Source organism: Brevundimonas sp. (assembly GCF_027484365.1).
Lineage (GTDB): Bacteria > Pseudomonadota > Alphaproteobacteria > Caulobacterales > Caulobacteraceae > Brevundimonas.
In genome coordinates this window covers 48,524-73,262 of record NZ_JAIXTC010000010.1, presented here as the reverse complement: position 1 = coordinate 73,262, position 24,739 = coordinate 48,524, and the positions used below count along the sequence as shown (strand labels likewise).

Here is a 24,739-nt window from a genome sequence, read left to right as displayed (position 1 = left end):
TCAGCTCCAGCTGTAGCTTGTCTTGGTCTGGGTGAAGAATTCGACGGCGGCGAATCCCTGTTCGCGGGCACCGTAGCTGGAGGATTTCGAGCCGCCGAAGGGCACGTGATAGTCGACGCCTGCGGTGGCGAGGTTGACCATGGTCATGCCGGCGCGGGCGCGACGCTGGAAGTCGCGGGCATGTTTCAGGCTGGTGGTGACGATGCCGGCCGACAGGCCGAACTCGGTGGAGTTGGCGACGGCGAGGGCCTCCTCGTAGTCCTTGACGCGGATGGTCGAGGCGACGGGGCCGAAGACCTCCTCGGTGTTGATGCGCATGGTGGGATCGGTGTCGGCGATCAGGGTCGGCTGGACATACCAGCCGGGGCTGTCGAGCGTCAGCCGTTGTCCGCCGGTGACGATCCGGCCGCCGGCCTCGCGGGCGATGTCGATGTATTTGTAGGAGGTTTGCATCTGTGCCTCGGAGACCGCCGGCCCCATCTGGGTGTTCGGATCGAGGGCGTCGCCGACGCGCAGGGCGGCGACCTTCTCGGCCAGCAGGGCGACGAACCGGTCGTGGATGGCGTCGGTGACGATCAGGCGGCTGGAGGCCGTGCAGCGCTGGCCCGTGGCGAAGAAGGAGCCGTCCAGCGCCACCATGACCGCCCGGTCGAGATCGGCGTCGTCGAGCACGATCAGCGGGTTCTTGCCGCCCATCTCGAGCTGCACCCGGGCCTGACGCTTGATGGCGCCGAGGGCCACGCCCGCGCCGACGCTCTGGGACCCGGTGAACGACAGGCCGTCGACGTCGGGGTGATCGACGATCGCCTGGCCCACGCCGCCGCGACCGATGACGAGGTTGAACACCCCCTTGGGCAGGCCGGCCTCGACGAGGATGTCGGCGAGGGCCGAGGCGGTCGCCGGGGTCGGGCCGGCGGGCTTCATCACCACGGTATTGCCGAAGGCCAAGGCCGGCGCGGCCTTCCAGGCCGGGATGGCGATGGGGAAGTTCCACGGCGTGATCAGGCCGAAGACGCCGACGGCCTGTCGATAGGTCTGGATCTCCACGCCGGGTCTGACGCTGTCGAGGTTCTGGCCGTGACGACGCAGGGCCTCGCCGGCGAAATACTTCAGGATGCGACCGGCCCGGACGGTCTCGCCGATGCCCTCGGCCAGGGTCTTGCCCTCTTCGCGCGCCAGCAGACGTCCCAGCGGTTCACGGCGCTCCATGACCAGCGTCCCGGCCCGGTCCAGCACATCGGAGCGGACTTCGGGCGAGGCCCCGGACCAGGCCGGAAAGGCGGCCTTGGCCGCGGCGACCGCAGCGTCGACCTCGGCCTGACCGCCGTCCGGCGTGCGGGCCACCACCTCACGGGTGTTCGACGGATTGAGGCTCTCCGTCGGCCGGGCGACGTCCACGCGCTCGCCGTCGATCAGATGGCTGAGGTTCAGGGGCTCGGTCATGGGTGGGTCCTTGAGATGAAAGACCGGCGACGGGGGAGCGCCGCCGGGGAGGGAAGGCGTCGATCAGCCGGTCATGTCTTCCAGCTCGCGGCCGCGGGTTTCCTTAACCCAGGCCTGGACGAGGAAGTAGGACACCAGGGCGCTTGCGGCATAGAAGCCGTACGTGGCCGGAAGGCCGAACCCTGCGGCCATGGCCGGGAAGCTGACCGAGATGGCGAAGTTGGCGATCCATTGGGCGAACCCGGCCACCGCCAGTGCCGAACCGCGCATCTGGTTCGGGAACATCTCGCCCAGCATGACCCACATGACCGGGCCCCAGCTGAGGTTGAAGAACACAACATAGGCGTTGGCGGCGATCAGTGCGATCAGTCCGACCTGGCCGGGCAGATGCACCGTGCCGTCGATCGTCTGAGCCTGGGAGAAGCACCAGGCGACGATCGCCAGGGTGACGAACATCCCGGCCGAACCGATCAGCAGCAGGGGTTTGCGACCGATCCTGTCGATGACGGCCATGGCCGCGAGGCAGGCCAGGATCGACAGGGTTCCGGAGCCGATATTGATCAGCAGGGCGTCGTTCTCCGAGAAGCCCACCGACTGCCACAGGGTCGCGCCGTAGTAGAAGACGATGTTGATGCCGACCAGTTGCTGGAACACCGCGAGGATCAGCCCGGCCCAGACGATCGGACGGACCGCCCGCGTAGCGGGGTCCAGAAGGTCGCGGAAGCTGGGTTTGTGGTCGGCGGCGAGGGACGCCCGGATTTCCGCGACCTTGCGGGCACCGGCGTCGGGGCCGAACAGCCTTGTCAGGACGGCCAGGGCCTGGGCGTCGCGGTTCTTCACCACGAGGAAGCGCGGGCTTTCGGGGATCAGCAGCAGGGCGAACAGATAGATGGCGGCGGGGACGACCTGCAGCCAGAACATCCAGCGCCAGGCGGGGAAGCCGAACCAGAACTCCGCCGTCGATCCGCCCGCGGTCCTGGCCAGGGCGTAGTTGGCGACGAAGGCGCCGGTCAGGCCGGTGATGATCATGATCTGCTGCACGCTCGACAAACGCCCACGCATGGAGGCCGGAGTGACCTCGGAGATGTAGGCGGGGGTCAGGACGCTGGCCGCGCCGACGCCCAGACCGCCGATGAAGCGGGCGATGATGAAGTGGGCGGAGCTGTCCGCCGCACCGGCCCAGAGGGCGCTGACGATGAACAGGGCGGCCGCAATCAGCATGACCGTCTTGCGCCCGATCAGATCCGCAAGGCGACCTGCGACGAAGGCGCCGACCGCACAGCCCAGCAAGATGGCGCCGACGTTGAAGCCCGTCCCAAGGGCCGACAGGTTGAACGCGCTTTCCAGCCCGTCCTGGGTGCCGTTGATGACCCCGGAATCGTAGCCGAACATGAAGCCGCCAATGGTCGCCACCGCCACGATCAGGGCGATGAAGGCCATGTTGACCCTGTCGGCTCCGGCGATGTCGGGACCTGAGCCCCCGGTCGGTCCTGCCATTCTGTTTCCTCCTCCGTTGGGCTCTGACGGCCCGTTGTCATGGTGACCGGCTAGCGCCAGCCTGCGTCCACGAAATACTCGTGTCCCGTGATGTACCGGGCGTCGTCCGAGGCCAGGAACAGGGCCAGGGCTGCGACGTCCGATGGTTCGATCCGCCCCTTCAGACACTGCGCCGCGACGATCTCGGCCTCGCCCTCGGGCGTGTACCATTTCATCTGACGCGGTGTTTTGACATTGCCCGGCACGATGCAGCTCACTCGAATGCCGTCGACGCCGAGCTCGCGGGCGAGGGCCCGGGTCATGCCTTCGATCCCGGCCTTGGCGGTTTCATAGAGCGACAGATCGGGCAGGCCGAGGTGCCAGCTGATCGAACCGAGGTTCAGGATCACGCCTCGGCCCCGCTCACGCATTCCGGGCGCGGCGGCCTGGGCAGCGAAATAGAGGTGACGCAGGTTCACGCCGATACGGTCGTCCCAGTAGGCCGGCGTGACCTCGGCCAGGGTATGGCGGTCGTCATTGGCGGCGTTGTTGACCAGAACGTCGACAGGGCCGTGTTCGGCAATGACGGTCGCGAGGGTTTCGCGGAGACTGTCGAGGTCCAGAAGGTTGCAGGGACGGAAGACCGGCGGCGGCGCGCACGACGCCAGGTCGGCCTCCAGCGCCCTCGATGGCTCCTCGGCGACGTCGAGGAACACCACGCGCGCGCCCTGTCGGGCGAACCCCTCGGTCAGGGCTGCGCCGATACCGGTGCCTCCGCCCGTGACGACGACGAGTCGGTCCCTGAGCGATGGATAGACGGCGCCGCTCACAACAGGCCTCGTTTGGCGAGATTGGCCATCAGACCCGCTATGCCGAAGGTCCAGGGCGGCGCGGCCTCGCAGGTCGTGACCCGGTTTCGCAGTACGCCGAGCTTCGGAGACGACACGCAGACCTCGTCGCCGATCTTGTGGGTGAAGCCCTGGCCAGGGGCGTCGCGATCATCGATCGGGGCGAACATGGTGCCGAGGTACAGGGCGAAGCCGTCCGGATACTGATGGGCGGACGAGAGGGTCTGGCCGACCAGGTCAAGCGGATCCCGGCTGATCAACCGCATCGACGACTGGCCCGACATCTCGAATCCGTCCTCGCCAACGACCTTCAGGGAGATGACCGCATTGCGCACGTCGTCGATGCCGAAGGTCCCGTCGAAAAGGCGGATCCACGGGCCGACGGAGGCGGAGGCGTTGTTGTCCTTGGCCTTGCCGAGCAGCAGGGCTGAGCGCCCCTCGATGTCCCGCAGGTTGACGTCATTGCCCAGGGCGGCGCCGACGATGCGGCCGGCCGAATCGCACACCAGCACGACTTCAGGCTCGGGATTGTTCCAGGCGCTGTCAGACCGGACGCCGACGAAATCACCCCAGCCGACCGAGGCCAGAACGGGCGCCTTGGTGAAGATTTCGGCGTCCTTGCCGATGGCGACTTCGAGATACTGCGACCAGAGGCCTTCCTCGATCAGGACGGCTTTCAGCGATGCGGCCTCCGCCGAACCCGGCTTGACTGCGGAAAGGTCAGCGCCGACCCGATCGGCCAAGGCGCTGCGGATGGTCTGGGCCGCTGTTGCGTCACCACGCGCGCGCTCCTCGATCACCCGTTCGACGGCGGACACGGCGAAGGTCACGCCGGACGCCTTTACGCACTGGAGGTCGAGCGGCGAGAGGAGGCGAGGCGTCGTTGAGGTGTCCTTCAGATCAAGGACCTCAAGGCCGCCAAGGCTGTCTCCGTCGAGGCCGGCGGTGTGGCCGCCGGCGATCGCCTGGGCTGTGGTCGGCGCGGTTCTCGAGATGTCGATGACCTCACCGCGCCGGACGAGCACCGGCGTCGGGCCTTCAGGCAGAAGGAGGCGACCGAGGAAAGTCCCCTCGCGCCAGTCCACGGGCATGTCGTCGATCACTCTCAAGCGCGCCTCCGTCCACGTTCTAGGCGACGTGGTAGCGCTAACATCAACAGCTCGGGAGCCGGAGTCAACCGGGTGCCGGACCGGTGCTTTCACGAACGATCAGTCGATGCGGCGCCGGGTCGGGCATCTCGCCGGGTCGGGCGAGGCGGATGGCGGCCTCGTGCGCCATATCGGCCGCGGGCTGGCGGATGGTGGTGAGCGTGGGCCAGGAGTTCGCGGCGATATAGGTATCGTCGAAACCCGCGACGGAGATATCGCCCGGTGCATCCAGTCCCGCACCATGGACGGCGGCGAGCGCGCCTGATGCCATGTCGTCGTTGCTGGCGAAGATCGCGGTGGGGCGATCCTTCAGGGCCAGAAGCTGGCGTCCTGCCTCCAGGCCGGAGCGATAGGTGAAGTCGCCGGCCGCGACAGTCAGGCCGGCGCCGGGCGACGCAGCCACGGCCTGTTCCGCGCCCCGGCGACGTTCCGCGCTCGCACTCTGGTCGCCGCGTCCCTCGATGAAGCCGATATGCCGATGGCCGAGGGAGATCAGATGCTCGACCATTTCACGGGCGGCGGCCTCGTCATCGACGCGAAGGCTGACGACGTCCGCGCTCCGGCTCGGCGCGGCAAGGACGACCGCGCGCAGGCCGCTCCGGGCGATGGCGTCGAGGGTCGTGATCGACTCGCCCAGAGGCGGCGGCACGATCAGCCCCTGGGCGCCGCCGGCCGCGAGACGGGAGACCGCCAGTCGCTCTGCCGTCGGGTTTCCCGCCTGGGACGGCTCGATCATCAACAGCAGGCCGGCCGCCCGCGCGCCGGACAGGGCTCCGGCCAGCACCTCAGCGAGGTAGGCATTGCTGGGGTTGGCGTAGAGCAGACCGATCCGTCCGGCGCCCGCGCGGGCCAGGATGCGGGCGGCGGGGTCCGGCGCATAGCCCATCTGTGCGATGACGGCCTCGACCCGGGCGCGTGTTTCAGGCCGCACGCGCTCGCTGTCGTTGATGACCCGCGACACGGTCATGGGCGACACGCCCGAGAGCCGGGCGACATCGCCAATGGTCGATTTGCGGCCGTCTTCGTTCATCCGGAAATCCTGGGCCATCGGGGGGTCGCGCGACGTCGCGTCAAACCACGGCCCACGTCAAGGCAGGGGCGCGATAAGGACCTTTCCGGGCGGACCGTCAGGAGAGTCACTCGCGGCTGTCCCCCTGAACCGGGCGGCTGCCGGATCTGCGAGCGCCCTTGCATTCGCATTGGGCTGAAGGCCCGACCGCCCGCGCGATCCTTTCACGGAGCGTCACGCCAATCTCCCTAGATTTCGGCCGAAAAGTAATATCATATCATGTCTGTACGACAGTCATGATCGATCACAAGCCGACGAAGAGCGACGCTCCGGAGCTGTCGATCTCGTCCACAATGCGGACGACGCCATCCAGACGGTCGACCCCTTAATCGGCTCGCTCACGCCGCCAACAGTCGAGGCCCACCATGCAGTCCGTTCACCGCCGCGCGGCCCTGTCGAGCCTTCTGGGCGGGGTTGCCCTGGCCGCCCTGCCGGGCCGATCCGTCCTGGCCCAGACCAATGAGGAGGCCGCGCCGCTGGGGCGTGAATGGGCGCACATGCGCTGGGCGCGGGGCATCGAGAACCAGCGCAAGGCCGACCTCGGCGACGGGACATTCCTGAACCCGATCATGCCGGGCGATCACCCCGACCCGTCGATCCTGAAAGACGGGGAGGACTACTACATGACCTTCTCGTCGTTCGAATCCGTGCCCGGGATCCATATCTGGCATTCCAGGGATCTGGTGAACTGGCAGCCGGTGGTGGCCGCCCTGACCACTAACATCGGGTCGGTCTGGGCACCCGAGCTCTGCAAACACGGCGACCGCTACTACGTCTATATCCCGGCGCGCTTTCCGGACTATCGCTCCAGCTATGTGATCTGGGCCGACAGGATCGAGGGGCCGTGGTCCGAGCCGATCGATCTCAAGATTCCCAGTCGGATCGATCCCGGGCACATCGTCGGCGAGGACGGCAAACGCTACCTGTTCATGAGCGGCGGCGACCGGGTGAAGCTGACCGATGACGGTCTGGCGACCGACGGCGAGCCGGAGCATGTCTACGATCCGTGGCGCTATCCCGACGACTGGATCGTCGAGGGGTTCGCTCCAGAGGGGCCCAAGCTGATGAAGCGGGGCGAGTATTTTTACATGATCACTGCGGTGGGCGGCACAGCGGGTCCGCCGACCGGTCACATGGTGATTGCGGCGCGCTCGCGGTCGATTCATGGGCCATGGGAGAACTGCCCTCACAACCCGATTGTCCGCACGGTCTCAGGAGCCGAGAAGTGGTGGTCGCGTGGCCATGCCACCCTGGTCGAGGGTCCGGCCGGTGACTGGTACATGGTCTATCACGGCTATGAGAACGCCTACTGGAGCCTCGGACGCCAGACCCTGCTGGACCCGGTGGAATGGACTGACGACGGCTGGTTCCGGGCAAGGGGCGGCGATCTGGCCACGCCGCTGCCGATGCCGGCAAGCGGCGAGGCCGTGCCGCATGGCATGGCGCTGTCGGACGACTTCTCGACCGACAAGTTCGGCATCCAGTGGAGCTTCTACGACCCGCAACCGAACGAGAAGGAGCGGCTACGCAGGGCGGACGGCGTCCTGCACATGCGGGCCAAGGGAACGGCGCCGAGCAACTGCTCGCCTCTGACCTTCGTACAGGGCGATCAGGGTTATGTACTGGAATGCGAGATCGAAATCGATCCGGGCGCCGTGGCCGGGATCATCCTGTTCTACGACCGTCAGCTCTATGCCGGCCTCGGGTTCGATCCGGCGAGGTTCGTTACCCACCAGTACGGGATCGAGCGGGGGCGCCCCGGTCACGCCTATGGCACCCGGATGCATCTGCGGGTGACCAACGCCTTCCAGAACGTCTATTTCGATACATCGAGCGACGGCGTCACCTGGAAACGGTTCGACCGTGGCATGGAGGTCTCCGGCTATAACCAGAACGTCCGGGGCGGCTTCATGATGCTGCGTCCCGCCCTTTATGCCGCCGGGGAGGGCGAGGCCCGGTTCAGGAACTTCACCTACCGGGCGCTCTAGCAGACGAAAAAGGAGCGCCGGTCGAAACCGGCGCTCCAGGTCTGACGAAGGTTCCTTGGGAGGAGCGCTTTGTCAGTGGGTATCCGGGATCCGCGCCGGGGCGGCGCGGATCCCGAAGGTCAGAAGCTGGCGCGGGCGCCGATGAAGAACTGGCGACCCGTCGATCCGTAGTTGATCACCACCGGGTCATCGGCATAGCCCCAACGGTTGGTCGTCTGGTTCGTCAGATTCAGCGCCTCGAAGTTCAGCCGGATATTGTCGGTCAGCTTGTAAGAGGCCGAGAAGTCGACGTTCAGTGTCTCCTCGCTGCCGAGGAAGTCGTTGACCAGAGGCGAGTCCGAGAAGCCCGGGTCCGTCGTGCCCGAGGCGATCGGGTATTGGGTCACGTACTCTGCGCGATAGGCCGCCGAAACACGGGCTGAGAAGTTCGGCACTTCATAGAACAGGGTGAAGTTGAACGCGTCGGGCGATGCGCCCGTGAACGGTCCCACGCCGGTGACCAGGGGCTGGGGCGTCAGGATGTAGTTCAGCTCGGATTCGAGGTGGGTGTAGTTGGCCTGGATGCCGAGGTTGGTGAAGTACCAGGGCAGGAAGGTCAGGTTCTGCTGATAGCTGACCTCGACGCCCCGGATGTATCCGCCGGGCGCGTCACGGAACTGACGGATGCCGAAGCTCCGGTCCGCGTTGATATAGTCGACCTGGTTCTGGGCGTTCTGGCGCGCAGTTGCGGTCTGGGTCGTGTCCGCGACAATGGCTTCGAACTCGGCGCGCAGTTCTGCGATCGCCTCGGGGGCCAGGATGGAGCTCAGGGTACCGTCGCCGACCAGGGTCTGCGGGAACGACGAGATATCCTTGTCGAAGATAGCGACCGAGAACAGCGCGTCTTCCTGGAAGTACCACTCGAAGCTGAGGTCCATATTCGTCGCCATGAACGGTTTCAGGTTCGGGTTGCCGACAGTGATCGCTCCGCCACTGATGGCCCCCAGGCCGTTGGGAACGTTGAAGGCGGTCACGCTCGGCGCAAGATTGCCCAGCAGGGGGCGCGCCATGACGCTGGCGGCGCCGAAGCGGATGATCATGTCGTCGGCGATCTCGTAGGCGAGATTGATTGACGGCAAGGTGTTCGCATAGTCGTTCGTCGCGCTGATCGCCCGGCCCCGGTTGGTGAAGCCGCTCGATGTCAGGCCGGTTTCCGCCCTGCGGATGCCGGCGTTACCCCGCAGGGTCCGTCCGAAGATCGGCAGGTTGAAGTCTGCCTGGGCGTAGTAGCTGGTGTCGTCTTCCTCGACCGTGAAGGTCTGGGCGAAGTTGAACTTGGTCGAGATGCGCCAGTCATTCCACTTGTTGACGCAGTTGCACTCGAAGTCGAACACGCGACGGAACGCGTCCAGGTCGGGTGCGAAGAAGGATGTCGGCGTGCCGGCCGGCAGGTCCAGACCCTGTCCGAAGGAATAGACCGAACCCATGTCCCGGATGTTGACGCCGGCCTCAAGCAGGCTCGGGTTCAGCGTTTCACGCGCCGATTCCCGCTGCAGGGCGGTCGTGAAGAAGCTGTAGTTCTTCTTGGCCCCGCCGAACTTGAGCGTGACCTGGTCGTTCAGATCCCAGGCGAAATCCAGTGACCCGCCCGAGTAACGGTTCTCCACCGTCCGCTCGAAGTAGCGAACAGCCGAGAAGCCTTTGACGACGTCCCACTTGGTCGGGTCCGCGACGTCGAAGCCGAAATTGATCGACGGCATGTCGCCGCCCTGACGGTCGTCAAAGACAAAGTAGCCGTCGCCAGCTGCGCCCGACCCCGAATTCAGCCGGTTGAACTCGACCAGCGAGCCTTTCGACTGATTGATCGAGCTGCTTTCGCCGTAGATGGCGCGGACGCGCAGCGTATCGGTGAACTCGTGATCGACGGTCACCGTGCCTTGCTGGAACTCGGTCTCGAAGCGCGCCTCGTCCGCCGCCGAACGCATGTCGACATTGCTCAGCACCAGATAGTTGGCGTTTTGGCCGTTGGCGCTCAGCCCCGCGTCCATCAACCGGACGCCCGGGCGTCCGATCAGATCGTAGCGGCGCGCCAGGCCGGTCGGGTCGTTGATGTAACCGCGCGACGTCGGGCTGTTGTAGTAGTCGAACGGCTCGAGGTTGTTCGGGTTGAAGCTGAAGCCTGACAGGGTGCCGGCCACCGGGGTGGAGCCGTACAGCTGCTGACCGCAGTCGATTCCAGCCAGGATCGCCGTTTCGGCGCGGGCCGTGCAGTTGGCGTAAAGGCCGCGACGCTGGGCTGCGGTGCCGCCAATATTGGCGTTGGCCAGTTGATAGGTCCCGGGCGCCGCCGCGCCCTGCGTATTGTTGCGGTTCAGGCCGACAGGGGAGATCTGGTAGTTGGTCGAGACCTGGTCCAGCTTCGAATAGACACCGTCGATGGCGATCGTGGTGCGATCGGTCGGTCGCCACTGGAAGCCGGTGGTGATGCCGATCCGCTCCTGGCTCAGCGCCTGCTGGTTGATGGTCGGCAGGGCGGGAATTCGCACAAGCGAGCCGGGCGAGACGGTCGTGCCGGCCGCAGTGCCGGTCGCGTTGTTGTTGCGCAGCGTTGACCCGATCGGGGAGTTGATCAGGTTGTAGGCGGTCAGGTTTGAGCCACGCAGGGCGTCGCAGTACGCGATGTTTGTGATGTTGACGCCAGGGATGACGCCGTTGTTGCACGGCGTTCCGGCCGGGGCGGCAAAGCCCTGGCGGGTCAGGATGGTGGTTCCCGCCGCGATATTGGGCGTGCCGGCGAAAGTGGCGCCACGGTAGGTGTAGTCCGACTGACCGGCCTGACGCTGGTAGCTGTCCACCGTCTGGTCGCGCTTGTTGAAGGCGATCGAACCGATCAGGCCGATTTCGCCCAGGTGATTGAAGTTCCAGCGGTCCGAGACCAAGGCGGCCACGCGCGGATTGTGGGTCTCGCCGTTCTCATAGTAGGCGTCCTGCATCGACAGGCCGAGCCGCGGGCCGGAGAAGTCGAACGGCCGACCGGTCTGGAGATCCACCGTCGCGCCGAGGGAGCCTTCCTCTGTTTCCGCCGATGCGGTCTTCTGCACCTTGAGCGAGTTGAACAGCTCCGACGCGAAGGTATTGAAATCGAAGCCGCGGCCGCGGTTGGGGTTGTCGCCGGAGATGCTGGCACCGGCCGTCGAGAGGGCCTCGACGCCGTTCAGGCGCACCCGGGTGAAATCGCTGCCCAGACCACGAACGGTGATCGTCCGGCCTTCACCATTGTCCCGGTCGATGGAGACACCGGGAAGGCGTTGAAGCGACTCGGCCAGGTTGGCGTCAGGGAAATCCGCGATGTCCTCTGCGTTGATGGCGTCCACCATCACGTTCGCGTTGCGCTTGGTGCTCAGAGCGCTGCGCAGCGAAAGACGAAACCCTGTCACGACGATCTCATCGACCTGGGACGCTTCGTCCGCCGGATCTTGCGGGGGCGCCGCAGGGGAGGTCTGGGCCCAGGCCCCGCCTGTGGCGGCGAGGGTGAACAGAAGAACGCCGGCGGATGCGGCGGTGCGCAGATTGCGCAGCTGTGGCGTCGTCATGGTTTTCATACCTCCCCTGTCCGACCCTCTGACGGGATCTGGACCGGCCCTTCGGCCAAAATCGCAACAATGATACCGGTGTCATTCACGCCGGGCAATCAGCTCGCTTGGTGTTCGATTTAGTATGATAATTCTGCGACTGCAATAGGCCGAACGTCGTCGGTCGAAGCGAGCGGACATGGTCCAAGGCGCGCCACGCCTGTGCGCTATCCGTCGTGTGCTAACGGGTCAGGCTGACATCGCGCCTATGAAGAGCCTTCCTGCATGTTCGACTTCCGTCGCACTGGCTCCCGGATGATAGAGCGCCGAGCCTATGCCAAATCCGGCAGCGCCGGCGACGCGCCAGGCACGGATCGAGGCTGGATCGATGCCGCCCACCGCATAGACCTGCGTCGTCCGGGGCAGAACCGCCATCATGGCCTTGAGCCCCGCCACACCTGCGACTTCGGCGGGAAAGAGTTTCAACCCGTCCGCTCCGGTTTCGAGCGCGGCGAACGCTTCGGTCGGCGTGAATACGCCGGGAAGGCTGACAAGGCCCTGCGCCTTTGTATGGGCGATGACGGCGGGGTTCGCGTTGGGCGAAATGATGAGGGTTCCGCCGGCGGACTTGACGTCATCGACCGCCGCCGGGGTCAGCACTGTCCCGGCGCCGACCAGCATCTCATCGCCGAACCGGGCCGCGAGCCGCGCGATGCTCTCGAGCGGGCTGGGCGAGTTCAAAGGCACCTCAAGGCACCGGAAACCCGCGGCGAACAGAGCCTCACCTATCTCAATGGCCTCGTCCGGCCTGAGGCCGCGCAGGATGGCTATCAGGGGCAGGGTTTCAAGATGGCGGTGAATCATGGCCCGGACCTCCGGATGCGAGCAAGACCCCTGCAAACGGCCAGGGCGGCGTCCAGGAATTCGAGCTCCGTATAGCCTGCGGTCGCAAGGGCGGAGGCGTAAAAGGCGCTGAGCGCCTGATCGCCGATGAGGGAGACGGGGCGGATGCCGAAACGTGCGACCCCGTCCGCGACCTCGCTGCCGATGATCAGGCCTGACAGGCGCGAGGCGGCGTCTTGCGGCGACAGACGTCCGTCGAGACCGCCGACACGGATGGAGAACAAGGCCCCTCCAAGCGAGGCCCCGTCCAGCATCTCTTGTACCGCCGCTGTGAAGGCCGGACTTTGGGACGCTTCGGCGGCGACTGAGTGTCTTAGCACCGACTGTCGGCCGAGGAGAGCATTCAGTTCGCCGGTCATGAAGGTCTGAAAACCCCGGACCTGGCCTTGCCGCGTCTCGATCCATTTGCTGTGGGTGCCGGGGCAGATCAGCAGTTTGTCGTCGCCCGCCGCCACGCCCACGGCCTGGGTCTCCTCGCCCCGCATGACATCGACAAGTCTGCCCGCTCCGTCGTGCATCGCCACCCCGGGCACGATCAGGACATCGGTCCGGCCCGGCGCACTGACCAGACCTTCGGCCAGGGTGGCGGCCGAGGCCGGCGATGGCACATAGGGCGCCTCGATCCAGCCCTGGCGCGCGCCGACCATGCCGCAGGCCAGTATGGGCAGGTCAGGCCATCCGGACGTCAGTCGGTCCAGCGCGTCAGGGAACCGGGTCGCGGCGAGCCCTCCCATGCCGTCGCCGGACGAGCGGCTGTCGAGCGGTGTGCCTGCGCTATCGACCAACCAGCCGCGGAGGTTGGTTGTGCCCCAGTCGATCCCGATGAAGGCGGCGGTGTCCATCTAGACGGGTTTTGTGCCCGGGCCTGCCCGGCCGGTCAGTGACGGTCGCGGCATGGTCAGTGGTTATCGCGCGGCGGGCCGAGCGTATCGACGATGCGGTGATACTTCACCGCCGGCTCCAGCACCGCCCCGGTCTCCAGTTCGCCCACCATGCTCCGCTGGAACTCTTGCCAGGGCGTCTGCGAGGCCGGGTACGGATAACCGCCTGAGGCGTCCAGCGCCCTGCGCCGGGACGCCAGTTCATCGTCGCTGATGAGCACGTCTACACGCCCGGCGCCCAGATCAACCCGGATCCGGTCGCCGTTTCTCAGCAAGGCGATGTTTCCGCCCGTCGCCGCCTCCGGCGAGGCGTTCAGGATCGACGGCGATGCCGAAGTCCCGGACTGCCGCCCGTCGCCGATACAGGGCAGGCCGGTGATGCCCTGGGTGATCAGGCTCGCGGGCGGCCGCATGTTGACGACCTCTGCCGCGCCCGGATGGCCGACCGGGCCGGAACCGCGCATGACCAGGATGCTGTCGACCGTGATGCCCTCGGCGTCGTCGTCGATGCGCCTGTGGTAGTCTTCGGGGCCGTCGAACACCACGACGACGCCTTCGAAGGCGTTCGGGCTGGCCGGGTCCGACAGGTAACGGGCGCGGAACTCCGGACCGATCACGCTGGTCTTCATCACCGCGCTGTCGAACACATTGCCCGACAGGATCAGGAACCCCGCATCCTGAACCAGGGCCGTGTCGAAGCTGCGGATCACGTCGGGCAGCACGACCTCGGCCGTGCGACAGTTGTCGCCGATGCTGCGGCCGTTCACGGTCAGGGCATCTTCGTGGATCAGGCCATGGCGCATCAGTTCGGCGACGACCGCCGGCACCCCGCCCGCCTGATGGAAGTCCTCGCCCAGATAGGCGCCGGCGGGCTGCATGTTCACCAGCAGCGGCACCTTGTGACCGATGGTTTCAAAGGTCTTGAGCGGCAGGTCGATGCCGACATGGCGCGCCAGGGCGACGATGTGCACCGGTGCATTGGTCGAGCCGCCGATGGCCGAGTTGACCACGATGGCGTTCTCGAACGCCTGCCGTGTGAGGATGGTCGAGGGCTTCAGGTTCTCGCGTACCATCTCCACGATCCGAAGGCCGGTCTGGTAGGCGACCTGGGGCCGTTCACGATAGGGAGCCGGGATGGCCGCCGAGCCGGGCAGGGACATGCCCAGGGCCTCGGCCAGGCTGTTCATGGTCGAGGCCGTACCCATGGTGTTGCAGTAGCCGACCGACGGGGCCGAGGTCGCCACGAGATCGATGAAGCCTTCGTAGTCCAGCTCGCCCGCCGCCATCATTTCGCGGGCCTTCCAGATGATGGAGCCCGAGCCGACGCGCTCGCCCTTGTGCCAGCCGTTCAGCATCGGCCCGACCGACAGGGCGATGGCGGGGATGTCGACGGTGGCGGCCGCCATGAGACAGGCGGGCGTGGTCTTGTCGCAACCGATCGTCAGGACCACCCCGTCGATCGGATAGCCGTAGAGCAGTTCCACCAGGCCCATATAGGCCAGGTTGCGGTCAAGCCCGGCCGTCGGTCGCTTGCCGGTTTCCTGGATCGGGTGAACCGGGAACTCGATGCAGATTCCGCCGGCTTCCCGGATGCCCTCGCGCACCCGTTTGGCCAGTTCGAGGTGATGGCGATTGCACGGCGACAGGTCCGAACCCGTCTGGGCGATGCCGATGATCGGCTTGCCCGAGCGCAGCTCTTCCAGAGTCAGCCCATAGTTCAGATAGCGCTCCAGATAGAGGGCCGTCATGTCCGGATTGGACGGATTGTCGAACCAGGCGCGCGACCTCAGGGGCTTGGTAGATTGATCCGTCATCAGTTCCAGCCGCCGTCGACGATGTGGTGTTGGTTGGTGATGGCCGAAGCGTCTTCCGAACACAGGAAGACGACCATGCGGGCCACGTCGTCAGGGACCAGCCGCCGCTTGAGGCACTGGTTCTCGTAGATGCTTTTCTCGGTCTCTGGCGTGACCCAGAGTTCCAGCTGGCGTGCCGTCATGATCCAGCCTGGTGCCACGGCGTTGACCCGCACCCCGTGCTCGCCGAAATCTCGCGCCAACGACCGGGTCAGTCCCAGCACGGCCGACTTCGACGCCGTATAGGCCGCCATGCCGCCTTGCCCGATGATCCACGAACACGAGCCGAGGTTGACGATCGCACCGCCGCCCTTCGCCATCATGTCAGGCAGGACGGCCTGTGCAGCGAAGAACTGGTGCTTGAGGTTTACGGCGATCCGCCCGTCCCAGTACGCTTCCGTGACCTCCAGCGTCTGGTGGCGCTCGTCATGAGCCGCATTGTTGATGAGGCAGTCGATGGGTCCGAATGTCTGGCGCACGGCACCGATCGCAGTCTTCAGTCCTGCGATATCCGTGACGTCGCAGGTCACGAAGAGGATCGCATCGCCGAGCTCAGCCCTGAGGCGCTCGCCCGCTACCGTATCGATGTCCAGAACACCGACGCGGGCGCCCTGACCTGCGAACGCGCGGACAATGGCTTCGCCGATGCCCCCAGCGCCGCCGGTAACGATCACCACCTTGCCGTTGAGATCTGGATAGACGGCCATACAAAGTCCTGACTGACGCAATCCACGGCGATTTCATTCGTGAAAGCGGTATCGTCAGCAAAATGCCGATGGCCGGACGCCGAGTCAACGACGATGGTCAGGATCAGGGTTGGGACACTGAAGCCATCTCGGCCGAAATCGCGCGTGCGGCCGAACGCAGGTGGGTCAGTGCTGTGTCGGCGTCGCAAACGGGCGGGGTGCGCTGGATGAAGGGGGTGATCAGGGTGGCGATGATTCCATCCGCCCCGATGATCGGAGCGACAAGGTCGGTCACACCTTTCACGAAATCGCTTTCACGCCGGACATATCCCTGGGCGCCCGCCGTCTCGGCGCGTGCGACGTAGTCCGCGACCCTTGCCTTTCCATGCAGAGCCAAAAGGCGTGTACGCAACCGGCTGCGGCCCTGCTCGGACGCGCAACCGTAGAACATCAGGCCGGAACTGGCGTCGATGATGTTGCGCCGATAGCCGAGCCGAACCGAGTATCCCAGATCGCCAGGCCCCTCGATCCGGGCCACCACCACAATCTGTTCGTCGGTCTGGACCACCAGATGGCAGGACTGGATCGTGACGGCCGAGAGGTCACGCATATAGGGCAGGGCGGCCTCGGTCAGTGACTTCACCGGCGCCTGGGCCATGCCCAGAACAAACAGCCGGTTCGACAGGCAGTAACCGGCTGGTGTCAGTTCGATGTAGCGGCGGAACTCCAGGACCTGGATCATCCTGAACAGCTCGCTCACCGACCGGTTCAGTTCGCTCGACATCTGCGACGGCGTCATGGCCCCGCCGTTCGCCGCCAGCAGTTCAAGGACGTCCAGTCCCTTTTCCAGGGCGGGCGCGCGGTACTTCCTGTCGTCTGCGGGGTCCTGGACCGTCATGCCTGCCTCCTGCGGGATCCGCGCCGTTTCAGTCCGTACCGACGAATCTGGGGAGTTTGTTACCATCTGTAAAATCAGACCTACATATGAAAATCAATAGACCGGCGGTTTCACATGATCTAGCTTGGCCGCAGAAGCCGGAACAGGCCATCGAGGAAACACGACCAGAGAGGCTCTCCCGCCATGTCCTTGTCCAGTATCGATCTCGCCATTCTGGCCGTGTACGGGATCGCCATCTTTGGTCTGGCGCAATGGGTGTCCCGAGACAGGGGCGGCGCCAGAACAACCTCCACTGACTATTTCCTGGCCTCCAGGAGCCTGCCGTGGTGGGCCATTGGCGCGTCGCTGATCGCAGCCAACATTTCCGCCGAACAGATCATCGGCATGTCAGGTTCCGGCTATGTCATCGGCCTTGGCATAGCGTCCTACGAATGGATGGCCGCGCTGACGCTGCTGATCGTGGGCAAGTACTTCCTGCCGATCTTCCTGCGAAACGACATCGCGACGATGCCGCAGTTTCTGCAGCAGCGATACGGCCCGACGATCCGCAACGTCATGGCGGTGTTCTGGCTGCTGCTCTACGTTTTCGTGAACGTGACCTCCATCCTGTGGCTTGGCTCCATCGCCGTGGCCACGGTGACGGGTCTCGACCAGAACTACGCCATCATCGCCATCGGTGCCTTTGCCTTGCTGTATCAGTTGCGGGGCGGGCTCAAGGCGGTCGCGCTGACCGATATCGTTCAGGTGACCCTTCTGGTGCTTGGGGGCCTGATCATCGGATTCATCGCCCTCGACAAGATCGGCGCCGGCTCCGGACCGATCGCGGGTTTCACCACCTTGATGGCCGAGTTCCCCGAGAAGTTCGACATGATCCTGTCGAAGGACAATCCCCACTACAAGGAACTGCCGGGCATCGCCGTCCTGCTCGGCGGGCTGTGGGTCATGAACATCAGCTACTGGGGCTTCAACCAGTACATCATCCAGCGGGCGCTTGCCGCCAGGTCGATCGGCGAGGCCCAGAGCGGCATCGCCTTTGCGGCCTACCTCAAACTGCTGATGCCGGTCATCATCGTCCTGCCGGGCCTGGCGGCCCTGGTGCTGGCTCCCGGTCTGGACAAGCCGGATCAGGCCTATCCGACGATGATGAATCTCTTGCCGGTCGGTCTGAAGGGACTGGTCTTCGCCGCGCTGATCGCCGCCATCATCGCCTCGCTGGCGTCCAAGGTGAACTCGATCTCGACCATCTTCACGCTGGATCTCTACGCCAAGGCCCGCAAGGGAATGAGCGAGCAGCATCTGGTCCTCGTCGGTCGCATCGCGGCCGTCGCCGCAATGGTGATCGGCATACTTGTGGCGCGGCCCTTGCTGGGCGGCTTTTCGCAGGCCTTCCAGTTCATCCAGGACTTCACCGGCTTCTTCACCCCCTCGATCGTGGTGATCTTCATTCTCGGCCTGTTCTGGAAGGGCGCCTCGGAGGCCGGAGCGCTGACGGCGGCCATCGGCGGAGTGGCCCTGTCCGGTATACTGTTCTGGCTCGACAAGGCCGGAGTGTTCACCCTGCCGTTTATGGACCGGGTCGGACTGGTGTTCGTGATCTCGTTGATCGCGGCTGTGATCGTTTCATTGCTGGTCCCGCCAAAGGCAGGGACAATGCAAATCCGTCTGGACGGCGTCAGCTACAAGACGACACTGGGCTTCAACATCGCGGGCGTGGGCGTCATCGCCTTTCTGATCGCGGTTTACGCCATCTGGTGGTGAGCCCGCACCGGGATCAGGTCAGCGGAGATGCCTTGCAGTGGGCGGCGATGAAGCCCTCATGCGTCGGCATCCGTTCAACCCCCTGGCGGATCGCAGCGCGAAGGTCGTGCAGCCGTTGTCGCGTGATCTCCAGCGGCAGCACCTCGGTGATCGGATCGGCGCGCTCGGGCCGGACGCCCTGGCCCATGAGGACGGCGACCCAGCTGGTTTCCTGAAACAGCTCGTCCTCGTAGCGGAAGACCCGGCCGCGCGTTCGGAACTGCTCCATTTTCCAGCGCAGGCTCTCGGGGATGTCCATCGCCGCCACATGCCGCCACAGGGGCGTGTCGTCGCGTTCGGTCGCGTGGTAGTGCAGGACCACGAAATCGCGCACCCGCTCGAACTCCGTCTGCATCAGCCGGTTGTAGTTGTCGATGTCCGGTTGGGCGAACGCGCTGTCCGGGAAGCTGAGCAGCAACTTGGTGATGCCCGACTGGATCAGATGAATGCTGGTGGATTCCAGCGGTTCAAGGAATCCGGCTGACAGGCCGATCGCGAGGCAGTTCCGGTTCCAGGCTTTCTTGCGCCGTCCGGTGGTGAAGCGGAGGAAGTTCGGGCTGGCCATCACCTCGCCATCCAGGCTGCCACGGACCCGGGCCTGGGCTTCGTCGTCGCTGATGTGTTCGCTGCAATAGACGTAGCCATTGCCGGTCCGGTGCTGCAGCGGGATGCGCCACTGCCATCCGGCCTCCAGTGCGGTCGACCGTGTATACGGCGTGGGATCGCTGACCCGGGCGCAGGGCATGGCCACGGCACGGTCACAGGGCAGCCAGTGAGTCCAGTCTTCGTAACCGGTCTTCAGCGCGCCCTCGATCAGCAGACCGCGGAAGCCCGAACAGTCGACGAAGAAGTCCGCCGCCAGCACACGCCCGTCGTCCAGAGAGACCGCGTCGATGAACCCGTCTTCGCGCAGGCGCACATCGGCGATGCGTCCCTCGTGCCGCACGACCCCTGCGGCCTCCGCCCTCCGCCGCAGGAAGCGTGCATAGAGAGAGGCGTCGAAATGGAAGGCGTGCGTCATATGCGAGAGGATTGAGCGAGGGTCGCGATCCGTTCGGGCGAAGCGACCCATCCGCGCCGCCACTGTGGTGACCGAATAATCGTCGAGGCTGGAATCGAGTCCCGCGTCGTGCAGGCGGAGCCAGTATTGATGGAAGGCGGCGGCGTCGATGCGCGTGCCGTACTGGCCGAACGGGTGAAAGTACTCGTGACCCTTCCTGAACCAGTCGCGGAACTGGATGCCCAGTTTGAACGTGGCCTGGGTCTCGCGGATGAACTCGTCTTCGTTGATGCCCAGCAGGGCATTGAACAGCAGGATCGGCGGGATCGTCGCCTCGCCCACGCCGACGGTGCCGATGGCTTCGGATTCGACCAGTTCGATCTTCACGGTTCCGCGCAGCACATGCGCCAGAGCCGCGGCGGTCATCCAGCCGGCGGTCCCGCCGCCGACGATCAGTATGCGCTGGATGGGGGCGGGCGTCATGCGGCGGGCTCCATTGATGCGGCGCTCCGGGCCGTCAGATAGTCACGATGGTCGGGCAGGGAGGCCACCGCCTTGCCGATCAGTTCCGCCAGCCTGCCGGCCTGGGCCTCGACCCGGGACAGCTCGAGGCGTTCGACCAGGGGTGACACCCGCTTCGGCCAGACGCCCAGGCCGGTCAGCACGGCGGCCCAGCTATCCTCGCGGAACGATTCGTCTTCCAGCAGCGCCACCTCGCCCCGCGCCCGGAACAGGTCCAGCTTGGCAGCGAGGGTGTCGGGCGGCGGCGTCTCACGGCAATGCCGCCACAACTCGCCCTCGGTCCGGCCCGCAAGATGATAGTGGGCGATGATGAAATCCCGAATGCGCTCGAACTCCTGCGCCGTGCGCCGATTGTACTCGGCGATCAGAACAGGATCGAAGTCGCGATCCGGGAACAGTTCCAGCAGGCGGCCGATCCCGGTCTGAATCAGGTTGATGCTAGTCGATTCCAGGGGTTCCAGAAAACCGGACGCCAGGCCCAGCGAGACGACATTGCCCATCCAGGCCGATCGCCGACGGCCGGTGACGAAGCGGAGGCGGTTGGGTTCGGCGGCCGGCGGCGCCTCGACGCCCTGAAGAAGCTCTTCGAGGGCGGTCTGGTCGTCGATGAAGGCGCTGGAATAGACATAGCCGTTGCCCACACGATGCTGCAGCGGAATGCGCCAGCGCCAGCCGGCCGTCATGGCCGTTGCGGTGGTGAATGGAACAGGCGGGGCTGCTGCAGCGCAGGGCAGGGCGATCGCACGGTCGCACGGCAGCCAGCGGGTCCAGTCTTCGTACCCCGCCTTCAAGGCTCCCTCGATGAGCAGGCCCCGAAAGCCCGAGCAGTCGATGAACAGGTCCGCATCCAGTCGACGGCCATCGTCCAGCCGGATCGCGTCGACCCGTCCATCTCCTGCTTCGACATCGACGATGCGCCCTTCGATCCGGACCACCCCTGCCGCTTCGGCCAGGCTCCGCAGCCGCTGCGCGAACAGGCCAGCGTCGAAATGGAATGCATATGAATAGGCCGAAAGGATTGAGCGAGGGTCCTGTACTGGCGGTGCGAACCGACCCTGGCGAGCCATCACGCCGGGTACGGACCAGGGTTCCAGGGTCTCGATCCGGCCTTCGTTCTTCAGGCGGAACAGATGCTGTCGATAGGGTTGGCCCCGTACGGCGGGTCCGTGATCGCCGAAGCCGTGAAAGTAGCGCGAGTTCGGCGCTGACCAGTTCTGAAAGGCGATGCCCAGCTTTATGGTCGCACCCGTCGCGGCCATGAAGTCCGACTCGTCCAGCCCGATGGTCTCGATGAATTTGCGGATGGGGGGGATGGTCGCCTCGCCCACGCCGACCGTGCCTATGGTTTCCGATTCCACAACGGTGATCTGCATCGGCTGATCGGACCCGGGCTCTGCAAAGGCCCTGGCGAGGGCGCTCGCGGCCATCCAGCCCGCTGTTCCCCCACCGACGATGACGACGCTGCGGACCATCCGCGAATGCTGGTTCATCGTTGGTTCCTCGAACGGATCTCGGCCAGCCTTGTGTAGCGGCGCCTGCGGCTCTCGGCAGTGACCATATAGCTACGGCCTCCGGTTTTGAATGATAGCGCTAACAAAATGCTTTTCAACGCATGAAATGTTGTGCATCCTTGAAATGCCGGACAGACCCACGAGGGTGTGGATGTGCGGATTGGGGAGGGCCGCGCTCAGATCGCTTAAGCGACGGGCGCAAGCAGGGAGGACAACGTTGTCCAAGTCCATCAGAATTCACCGTCTCGCTCTGTTGTGTAGCGTTTCCCTGGTCAGCCTGGCCGCCCTGACGCCTGTCGCGGCCCTGGCCCAGACCGCGCCTGCATCTGCGGACCCGGAGGCGACCGAGGTCGAAGAGGTCGTGGTCACGGGCATTCGCGCTCAGCTGCGGACCGCTCAGGCCATCAAGCAGGACTCCGAAGTCATCGTCGACTCGGTCACGGCCGTTGATATCGGCGCCCTGCCTGACCGCTCGGTGTCCGAGGCGCTCCAGCGTATTTCCGGCGTGACGCTTCAGCGCACCAATGCCGCCCGCGACCCCGCGCGCCTGGCCGCCGAGGGTGGCGGCGTGTTCGTTCGCGGCCTGTCCTGGGTCCGTTCTGAAACCAACGGTCGCGACATCTTCTCGGCGTCCAACGGCCGTGGCTTGAGCTTTGAAGACGTTTCGGCTGACCTGCTGGCCGGCGTGGACGTGTACAAGAACGTGGCCGCCAACATGATCGAGGGCGGGATCGCCGGCACGATCAACCTGCGCACCCGCGTTCCGTTCGACAACTCGGACCGTCTGCTGGCTGTCAACGCCGACTACAACTACGGCGACCTTTCCGAGCGCGGCTTCTGGTCAGGCAGCGCCATTGCCTCCGACCGTTGGGATACCGGCATCGGCGAGATCGGTCTGCTGGCCAACATCAGCGTCTCGAACGTCGGCAACCGCACGGATTCCATCTCGGTCGACCGCTACGACCCCGTCGTCCTCGATGCCGGCAACGCACCAACGGACCGATCGGCCTCCGTCGGCACCACGGTCTATGTTCCGAAATATCTCGGCTGGCGCACGATCGACTGGGAGCAGGAGCGTACCGCCGTCGCCCTGGCTGCTCAGTGGCGTCCCAACGATGATCTGTTGTTCACCCTGCAGGCCCTGGGCTCCCAGGCGGATGCCTACAATATCGAGCGCGCGCTCGGCACCGAGAGCGTCTCCTCGCCGAACAGCAGCTTCCGCTACAATGACGAGGACGTCTTCATCGGCGGCACCGTTCGGCAGGCGAACTACAACACCGACACGCGCGTCGGCGACGACACCAAGCGAACCGGCGAGGTCTCGCTGGGCTTCCGCTACGATCCGGACTCGGCCTGGTCCTTCAGCGGCGACCTGCAGTACGTGAAGTCCACGGCTGAAATCTATTCGATGACGGCCTTCACTCAATTGGCCAACCGTCCGGACCTCAGCATCACGATCGACGGCGACCTGCCGACCGTCACCTCGACCGGAGGCACCACCAGCCGGCAGTCCGCCTACTGGTGGGCGGCGGCGATGGACCATATCGAGGACAACGAAGCCGACGAGGTGGCTGCTCGCCTCGACGCCTCCTACGACTTCGAGGAAGGCAGCCTGTTCAAGTCGGTCTCCTTCGGCATTCGCGGGACCGAGAAGAACTACACCAATCGCCAGACGGGCTATAACTGGGGTCTGCTGTCCAACCAGTACTGGGGCAATGGCGGCGGCGCCACGGTCTTCCTCGATCAGACCGGCTTCCCGGGCGGCCGGCAGGATCCGCGTCTGCCGGGCGCGTCCGAACTCTACAGCTTCAACAATTTCTTCCGAGGCGACGCGCCGGTCCCTGGCGTGGCATGGTTCCCGACCGCCGATCTTGTCAGCAACGGCACGGCCTATGCCTATGACATCCTGCGCAACACCCAGTCCTCTGGCTGGGGCTGGTCGCCCCTTTCGGACGACTACGAGAGCTATCGTCTGGGTGGCGGCAACGGAGGTATCACCGAACTGACCGAGAAGACCGAGGCCGCCTTCGTCTATGCCCGGTTCGGCGCTGAAAACGCCCTGTTCGGCAAGACCTTCGACGGTAACCTGGGGCTGCGGGTCGTTGAGACCACGACGGAGACCAACACGGTCACCACCCTGCCTGTCATCGCCGGAGCCTGTCCGACGACCGCCAGCTGCACGGCCTTCAACCGGGCCGTCCAGTTCTCGAGAGGCGGGTCTCTCGACGGTCAGGACGTCAGCACCAGTTATACCAACTATCTGCCCAGCCTGAACCTGAGGGTCTTCCTGGACGACGACCTGCAGCTTCGTCTGGCCGCGTCGCAGGCCATGGTCCGGCCGGAGATGTATCAGCTCCAGCCCTTCACCAATCTGTCGATCAACTTCCAGCCGGATGGCTTCACGCTGAACCCGACCACGCCCTTTACCGGTGTCGGCGGAAATCCGACCCTGAAGCCGATCAAGTCCAACAACTTCGATCTCAGCCTCGAATGGTATTTCGCACCGACCGGCAGCGTGACCTTCGCGGCGTTCCACAAGGACATCAGCGACTACATCTTTACCGGCACCGAGACGGTCAGCATCACCAACGGCGGGGTCACATATCCCTTCGTGCTGACCCGCTACACCAATGGCGACGAAGGCACGGTCGACGGGTTCGAACTGGCGTACCAGCAGTTCTTCGACTTCCTGCCGGGCGTGTTCAGCGGCCTCGGTTTCCAGGGCAACTTTACCTACATCGACAGCAGCGGCGGCCGGAACACCAGCCAGAACATCCTGGATCCTCTCCAGAATTCGGCCTCGGCCGACCCGTTGCCGCTCGAGGGCATGTCGCGCACCAGCTACAATGCCGCCCTGCTCTACGAGCGCTTCGGCGTCTCTGCGCGGTTGGCTTACAACTGGCGTGAGGAGTATCTCCTGACCACTTCGGCCGCGAACGTAAACGCCCCGGTCTGGGCCAGCGACTACGGCCAGCTGGACGGTTCGATCTTCTACAACATCACTGATGATCTGAAGATCGGCATCCAGTCCACCAACATCCTGAATGAACGGACGGTGCTGAAGGTCGGCAACGAGACCCGCAAGCCGCCCTACAACTGGGTGGATACCGACCGTCGCGTCGCTGTGGTGTTGCGCGCCGCCTTCTGATCAAGCGTAACCGGGGA

At 65.2% G+C, this 24,739-nt stretch carries 16 protein-coding genes; 3 read left to right on the top strand and 13 right to left on the bottom strand.

Translation table 11 applies throughout. From position 1 onward, the window contains the following. From Q0044_RS04410 to Q0044_RS04390, 5 genes are all read right to left on the bottom strand, one after another. Entirely contained in the window at positions 1 to 1,443 is a 1,443-nt protein-coding gene (locus tag Q0044_RS04410) for an aldehyde dehydrogenase family protein (protein WP_298160104.1), read from the bottom strand. 63 nt (positions 1,444 to 1,506) lie between these two features. Further along, positions 1,507 to 2,940: a sugar porter family MFS transporter gene (locus Q0044_RS04405; RefSeq protein ID WP_298160101.1), complete on the bottom strand. Its 1,434-nt coding sequence runs from the start codon at positions 2,938 to 2,940 to the stop codon at positions 1,507 to 1,509. 50 nt (positions 2,941 to 2,990) lie between these two features. Next, positions 2,991 to 3,749, bottom strand: a complete 759-nt coding sequence (gene xylB / locus Q0044_RS04400) for a D-xylose 1-dehydrogenase (RefSeq protein WP_298160098.1) — start codon at positions 3,747 to 3,749, stop codon at positions 2,991 to 2,993. Next, positions 3,746 to 4,876, bottom strand: coding sequence for a fumarylacetoacetate hydrolase family protein (locus Q0044_RS04395; RefSeq protein ID WP_298160095.1), 1,131 nt, complete (start codon positions 4,874 to 4,876; stop codon positions 3,746 to 3,748). Before Q0044_RS04395 ends, xylB begins: the two co-directional genes overlap by 4 nt. A gap of 64 nt (positions 4,877 to 4,940) precedes the next feature. Continuing rightward, complete coding sequence (locus Q0044_RS04390; protein WP_298160092.1) at positions 4,941 to 5,945, bottom strand: LacI family DNA-binding transcriptional regulator; 1,005 nt, start codon at positions 5,943 to 5,945, stop codon at positions 4,941 to 4,943. Positions 5,946 to 6,349: 404 nt separating this feature from the next. On the opposite strand from Q0044_RS04390, the gene Q0044_RS04385 reads away from it, so the two are divergent. Next, entirely contained in the window at positions 6,350 to 7,972 is a 1,623-nt protein-coding gene (locus tag Q0044_RS04385) for a family 43 glycosylhydrolase (RefSeq protein ID WP_298160089.1), read from the top strand. 119 nt (positions 7,973 to 8,091) lie between these two features. Here the strand turns inward: Q0044_RS04385 and Q0044_RS04380 are convergent, their stop codons facing one another. From Q0044_RS04380 to Q0044_RS04355, 6 genes are all read right to left on the bottom strand, one after another. Further along, the gene (locus Q0044_RS04380) at positions 8,092 to 11,544 is read right to left on the bottom strand and encodes a TonB-dependent receptor domain-containing protein (RefSeq protein ID WP_298160086.1); all 3,453 of its coding nucleotides are present in this window, start codon (positions 11,542 to 11,544) and stop codon (positions 8,092 to 8,094) included. Positions 11,545 to 11,772: 228 nt separating this feature from the next. Beyond that, positions 11,773 to 12,387, bottom strand: coding sequence for a 2-dehydro-3-deoxy-6-phosphogalactonate aldolase (locus Q0044_RS04375; protein WP_298160083.1), 615 nt, complete (start codon positions 12,385 to 12,387; stop codon positions 11,773 to 11,775). Beyond that, complete coding sequence (locus Q0044_RS04370) at positions 12,384 to 13,268, bottom strand: 2-dehydro-3-deoxygalactonokinase (RefSeq protein ID WP_298160080.1); 885 nt, start codon at positions 13,266 to 13,268, stop codon at positions 12,384 to 12,386. The genes Q0044_RS04375 and Q0044_RS04370 overlap by 4 nt, the downstream gene beginning before the upstream one ends. A 56-nt stretch (positions 13,269 to 13,324) precedes the next feature. Then, the gene (locus Q0044_RS04365) at positions 13,325 to 15,121 is read right to left on the bottom strand and encodes an IlvD/Edd family dehydratase (protein WP_298160078.1); all 1,797 of its coding nucleotides are present in this window, start codon (positions 15,119 to 15,121) and stop codon (positions 13,325 to 13,327) included. Further along, positions 15,121 to 15,867 carry an SDR family NAD(P)-dependent oxidoreductase gene (locus Q0044_RS04360; RefSeq protein WP_298160075.1) on the bottom strand — a complete coding sequence of 249 codons (747 nt, stop codon included), beginning with the start codon at positions 15,865 to 15,867 and terminating at the stop codon, positions 15,121 to 15,123. The genes Q0044_RS04365 and Q0044_RS04360 overlap by 1 nt, the downstream gene beginning before the upstream one ends. Positions 15,868 to 15,970: 103 nt before the next feature. Next, positions 15,971 to 16,744, bottom strand: a complete 774-nt coding sequence (locus Q0044_RS04355) for an IclR family transcriptional regulator (protein WP_298160073.1) — start codon at positions 16,742 to 16,744, stop codon at positions 15,971 to 15,973. A gap of 183 nt (positions 16,745 to 16,927) precedes the next feature. On the opposite strand from Q0044_RS04355, the gene Q0044_RS04350 reads away from it, so the two are divergent. After that, positions 16,928 to 18,502, top strand: coding sequence for a sodium/sugar symporter (locus tag Q0044_RS04350; RefSeq protein ID WP_298160071.1), 1,575 nt, complete (start codon positions 16,928 to 16,930; stop codon positions 18,500 to 18,502). Between the two features lie 13 nt (positions 18,503 to 18,515). On the opposite strand, the gene Q0044_RS04345 is transcribed toward Q0044_RS04350, so the two are convergent. Then, positions 18,516 to 20,024, bottom strand: a complete 1,509-nt coding sequence (locus Q0044_RS04345) for a tryptophan halogenase family protein (protein WP_298160069.1) — start codon at positions 20,022 to 20,024, stop codon at positions 18,516 to 18,518. Further along, positions 20,021 to 21,553, bottom strand: coding sequence for a tryptophan halogenase family protein (locus tag Q0044_RS04340; RefSeq protein ID WP_298160066.1), 1,533 nt, complete (start codon positions 21,551 to 21,553; stop codon positions 20,021 to 20,023). Before Q0044_RS04340 ends, Q0044_RS04345 begins: the two co-directional genes overlap by 4 nt. A 238-nt stretch (positions 21,554 to 21,791) precedes the next feature. On the opposite strand from Q0044_RS04340, the gene Q0044_RS04335 reads away from it, so the two are divergent. Continuing rightward, on the top strand, positions 21,792 to 24,722 hold the full coding sequence (locus Q0044_RS04335; RefSeq protein ID WP_298160064.1) for a TonB-dependent receptor: 2,931 nt from the start codon (positions 21,792 to 21,794) through the stop codon (positions 24,720 to 24,722). Positions 24,723 to 24,739 lie beyond the last annotated feature (17 nt).

Excerpts from the sequence above, each read along its gene's own strand:
- Q0044_RS04390 (WP_298160092.1), bottom strand. The coding sequence starts at position 5,945 with ATGAACGAAGACGGCCGCAAATCGACCATTGGCGATGTCGCCCGGCTC.
- Q0044_RS04380 (WP_298160086.1), bottom strand. The coding sequence starts at position 11,544 with ATGACGACGCCACAGCTGCGCAATCTGCGCACCGCCGCATCCGCCGGC.
- Q0044_RS04375 (WP_298160083.1), bottom strand. The coding sequence starts at position 12,387 with ATGATTCACCGCCATCTTGAAACCCTGCCCCTGATAGCCATCCTGCGC.
- Q0044_RS04360 (WP_298160075.1), bottom strand. The coding sequence starts at position 15,867 with ATGGCCGTCTATCCAGATCTCAACGGCAAGGTGGTGATCGTTACCGGC.
- Q0044_RS04345 (WP_298160069.1), bottom strand. The coding sequence starts at position 20,024 with ATGACGCCCGCCCCCATCCAGCGCATACTGATCGTCGGCGGCGGGACC.
- Q0044_RS04410 (WP_298160104.1), bottom strand. The coding sequence starts at position 1,443 with ATGACCGAGCCCCTGAACCTCAGCCATCTGATCGACGGCGAGCGCGTG.
- Q0044_RS04365 (WP_298160078.1), bottom strand. The coding sequence starts at position 15,121 with ATGACGGATCAATCTACCAAGCCCCTGAGGTCGCGCGCCTGGTTCGAC.
- Q0044_RS04350 (WP_298160071.1), top strand. The coding sequence starts at position 16,928 with ATGTCCTTGTCCAGTATCGATCTCGCCATTCTGGCCGTGTACGGGATC.
- Q0044_RS04385 (WP_298160089.1), top strand. The coding sequence starts at position 6,350 with ATGCAGTCCGTTCACCGCCGCGCGGCCCTGTCGAGCCTTCTGGGCGGG.
- Q0044_RS04405 (WP_298160101.1), bottom strand. The coding sequence starts at position 2,940 with ATGGCAGGACCGACCGGGGGCTCAGGTCCCGACATCGCCGGAGCCGAC.
- Q0044_RS04355 (WP_298160073.1), bottom strand. The coding sequence starts at position 16,744 with ATGACGGTCCAGGACCCCGCAGACGACAGGAAGTACCGCGCGCCCGCC.
- Q0044_RS04340 (WP_298160066.1), bottom strand. The coding sequence starts at position 21,553 with ATGAACCAGCATTCGCGGATGGTCCGCAGCGTCGTCATCGTCGGTGGG.
- Q0044_RS04370 (WP_298160080.1), bottom strand. The coding sequence starts at position 13,268 with ATGGACACCGCCGCCTTCATCGGGATCGACTGGGGCACAACCAACCTC.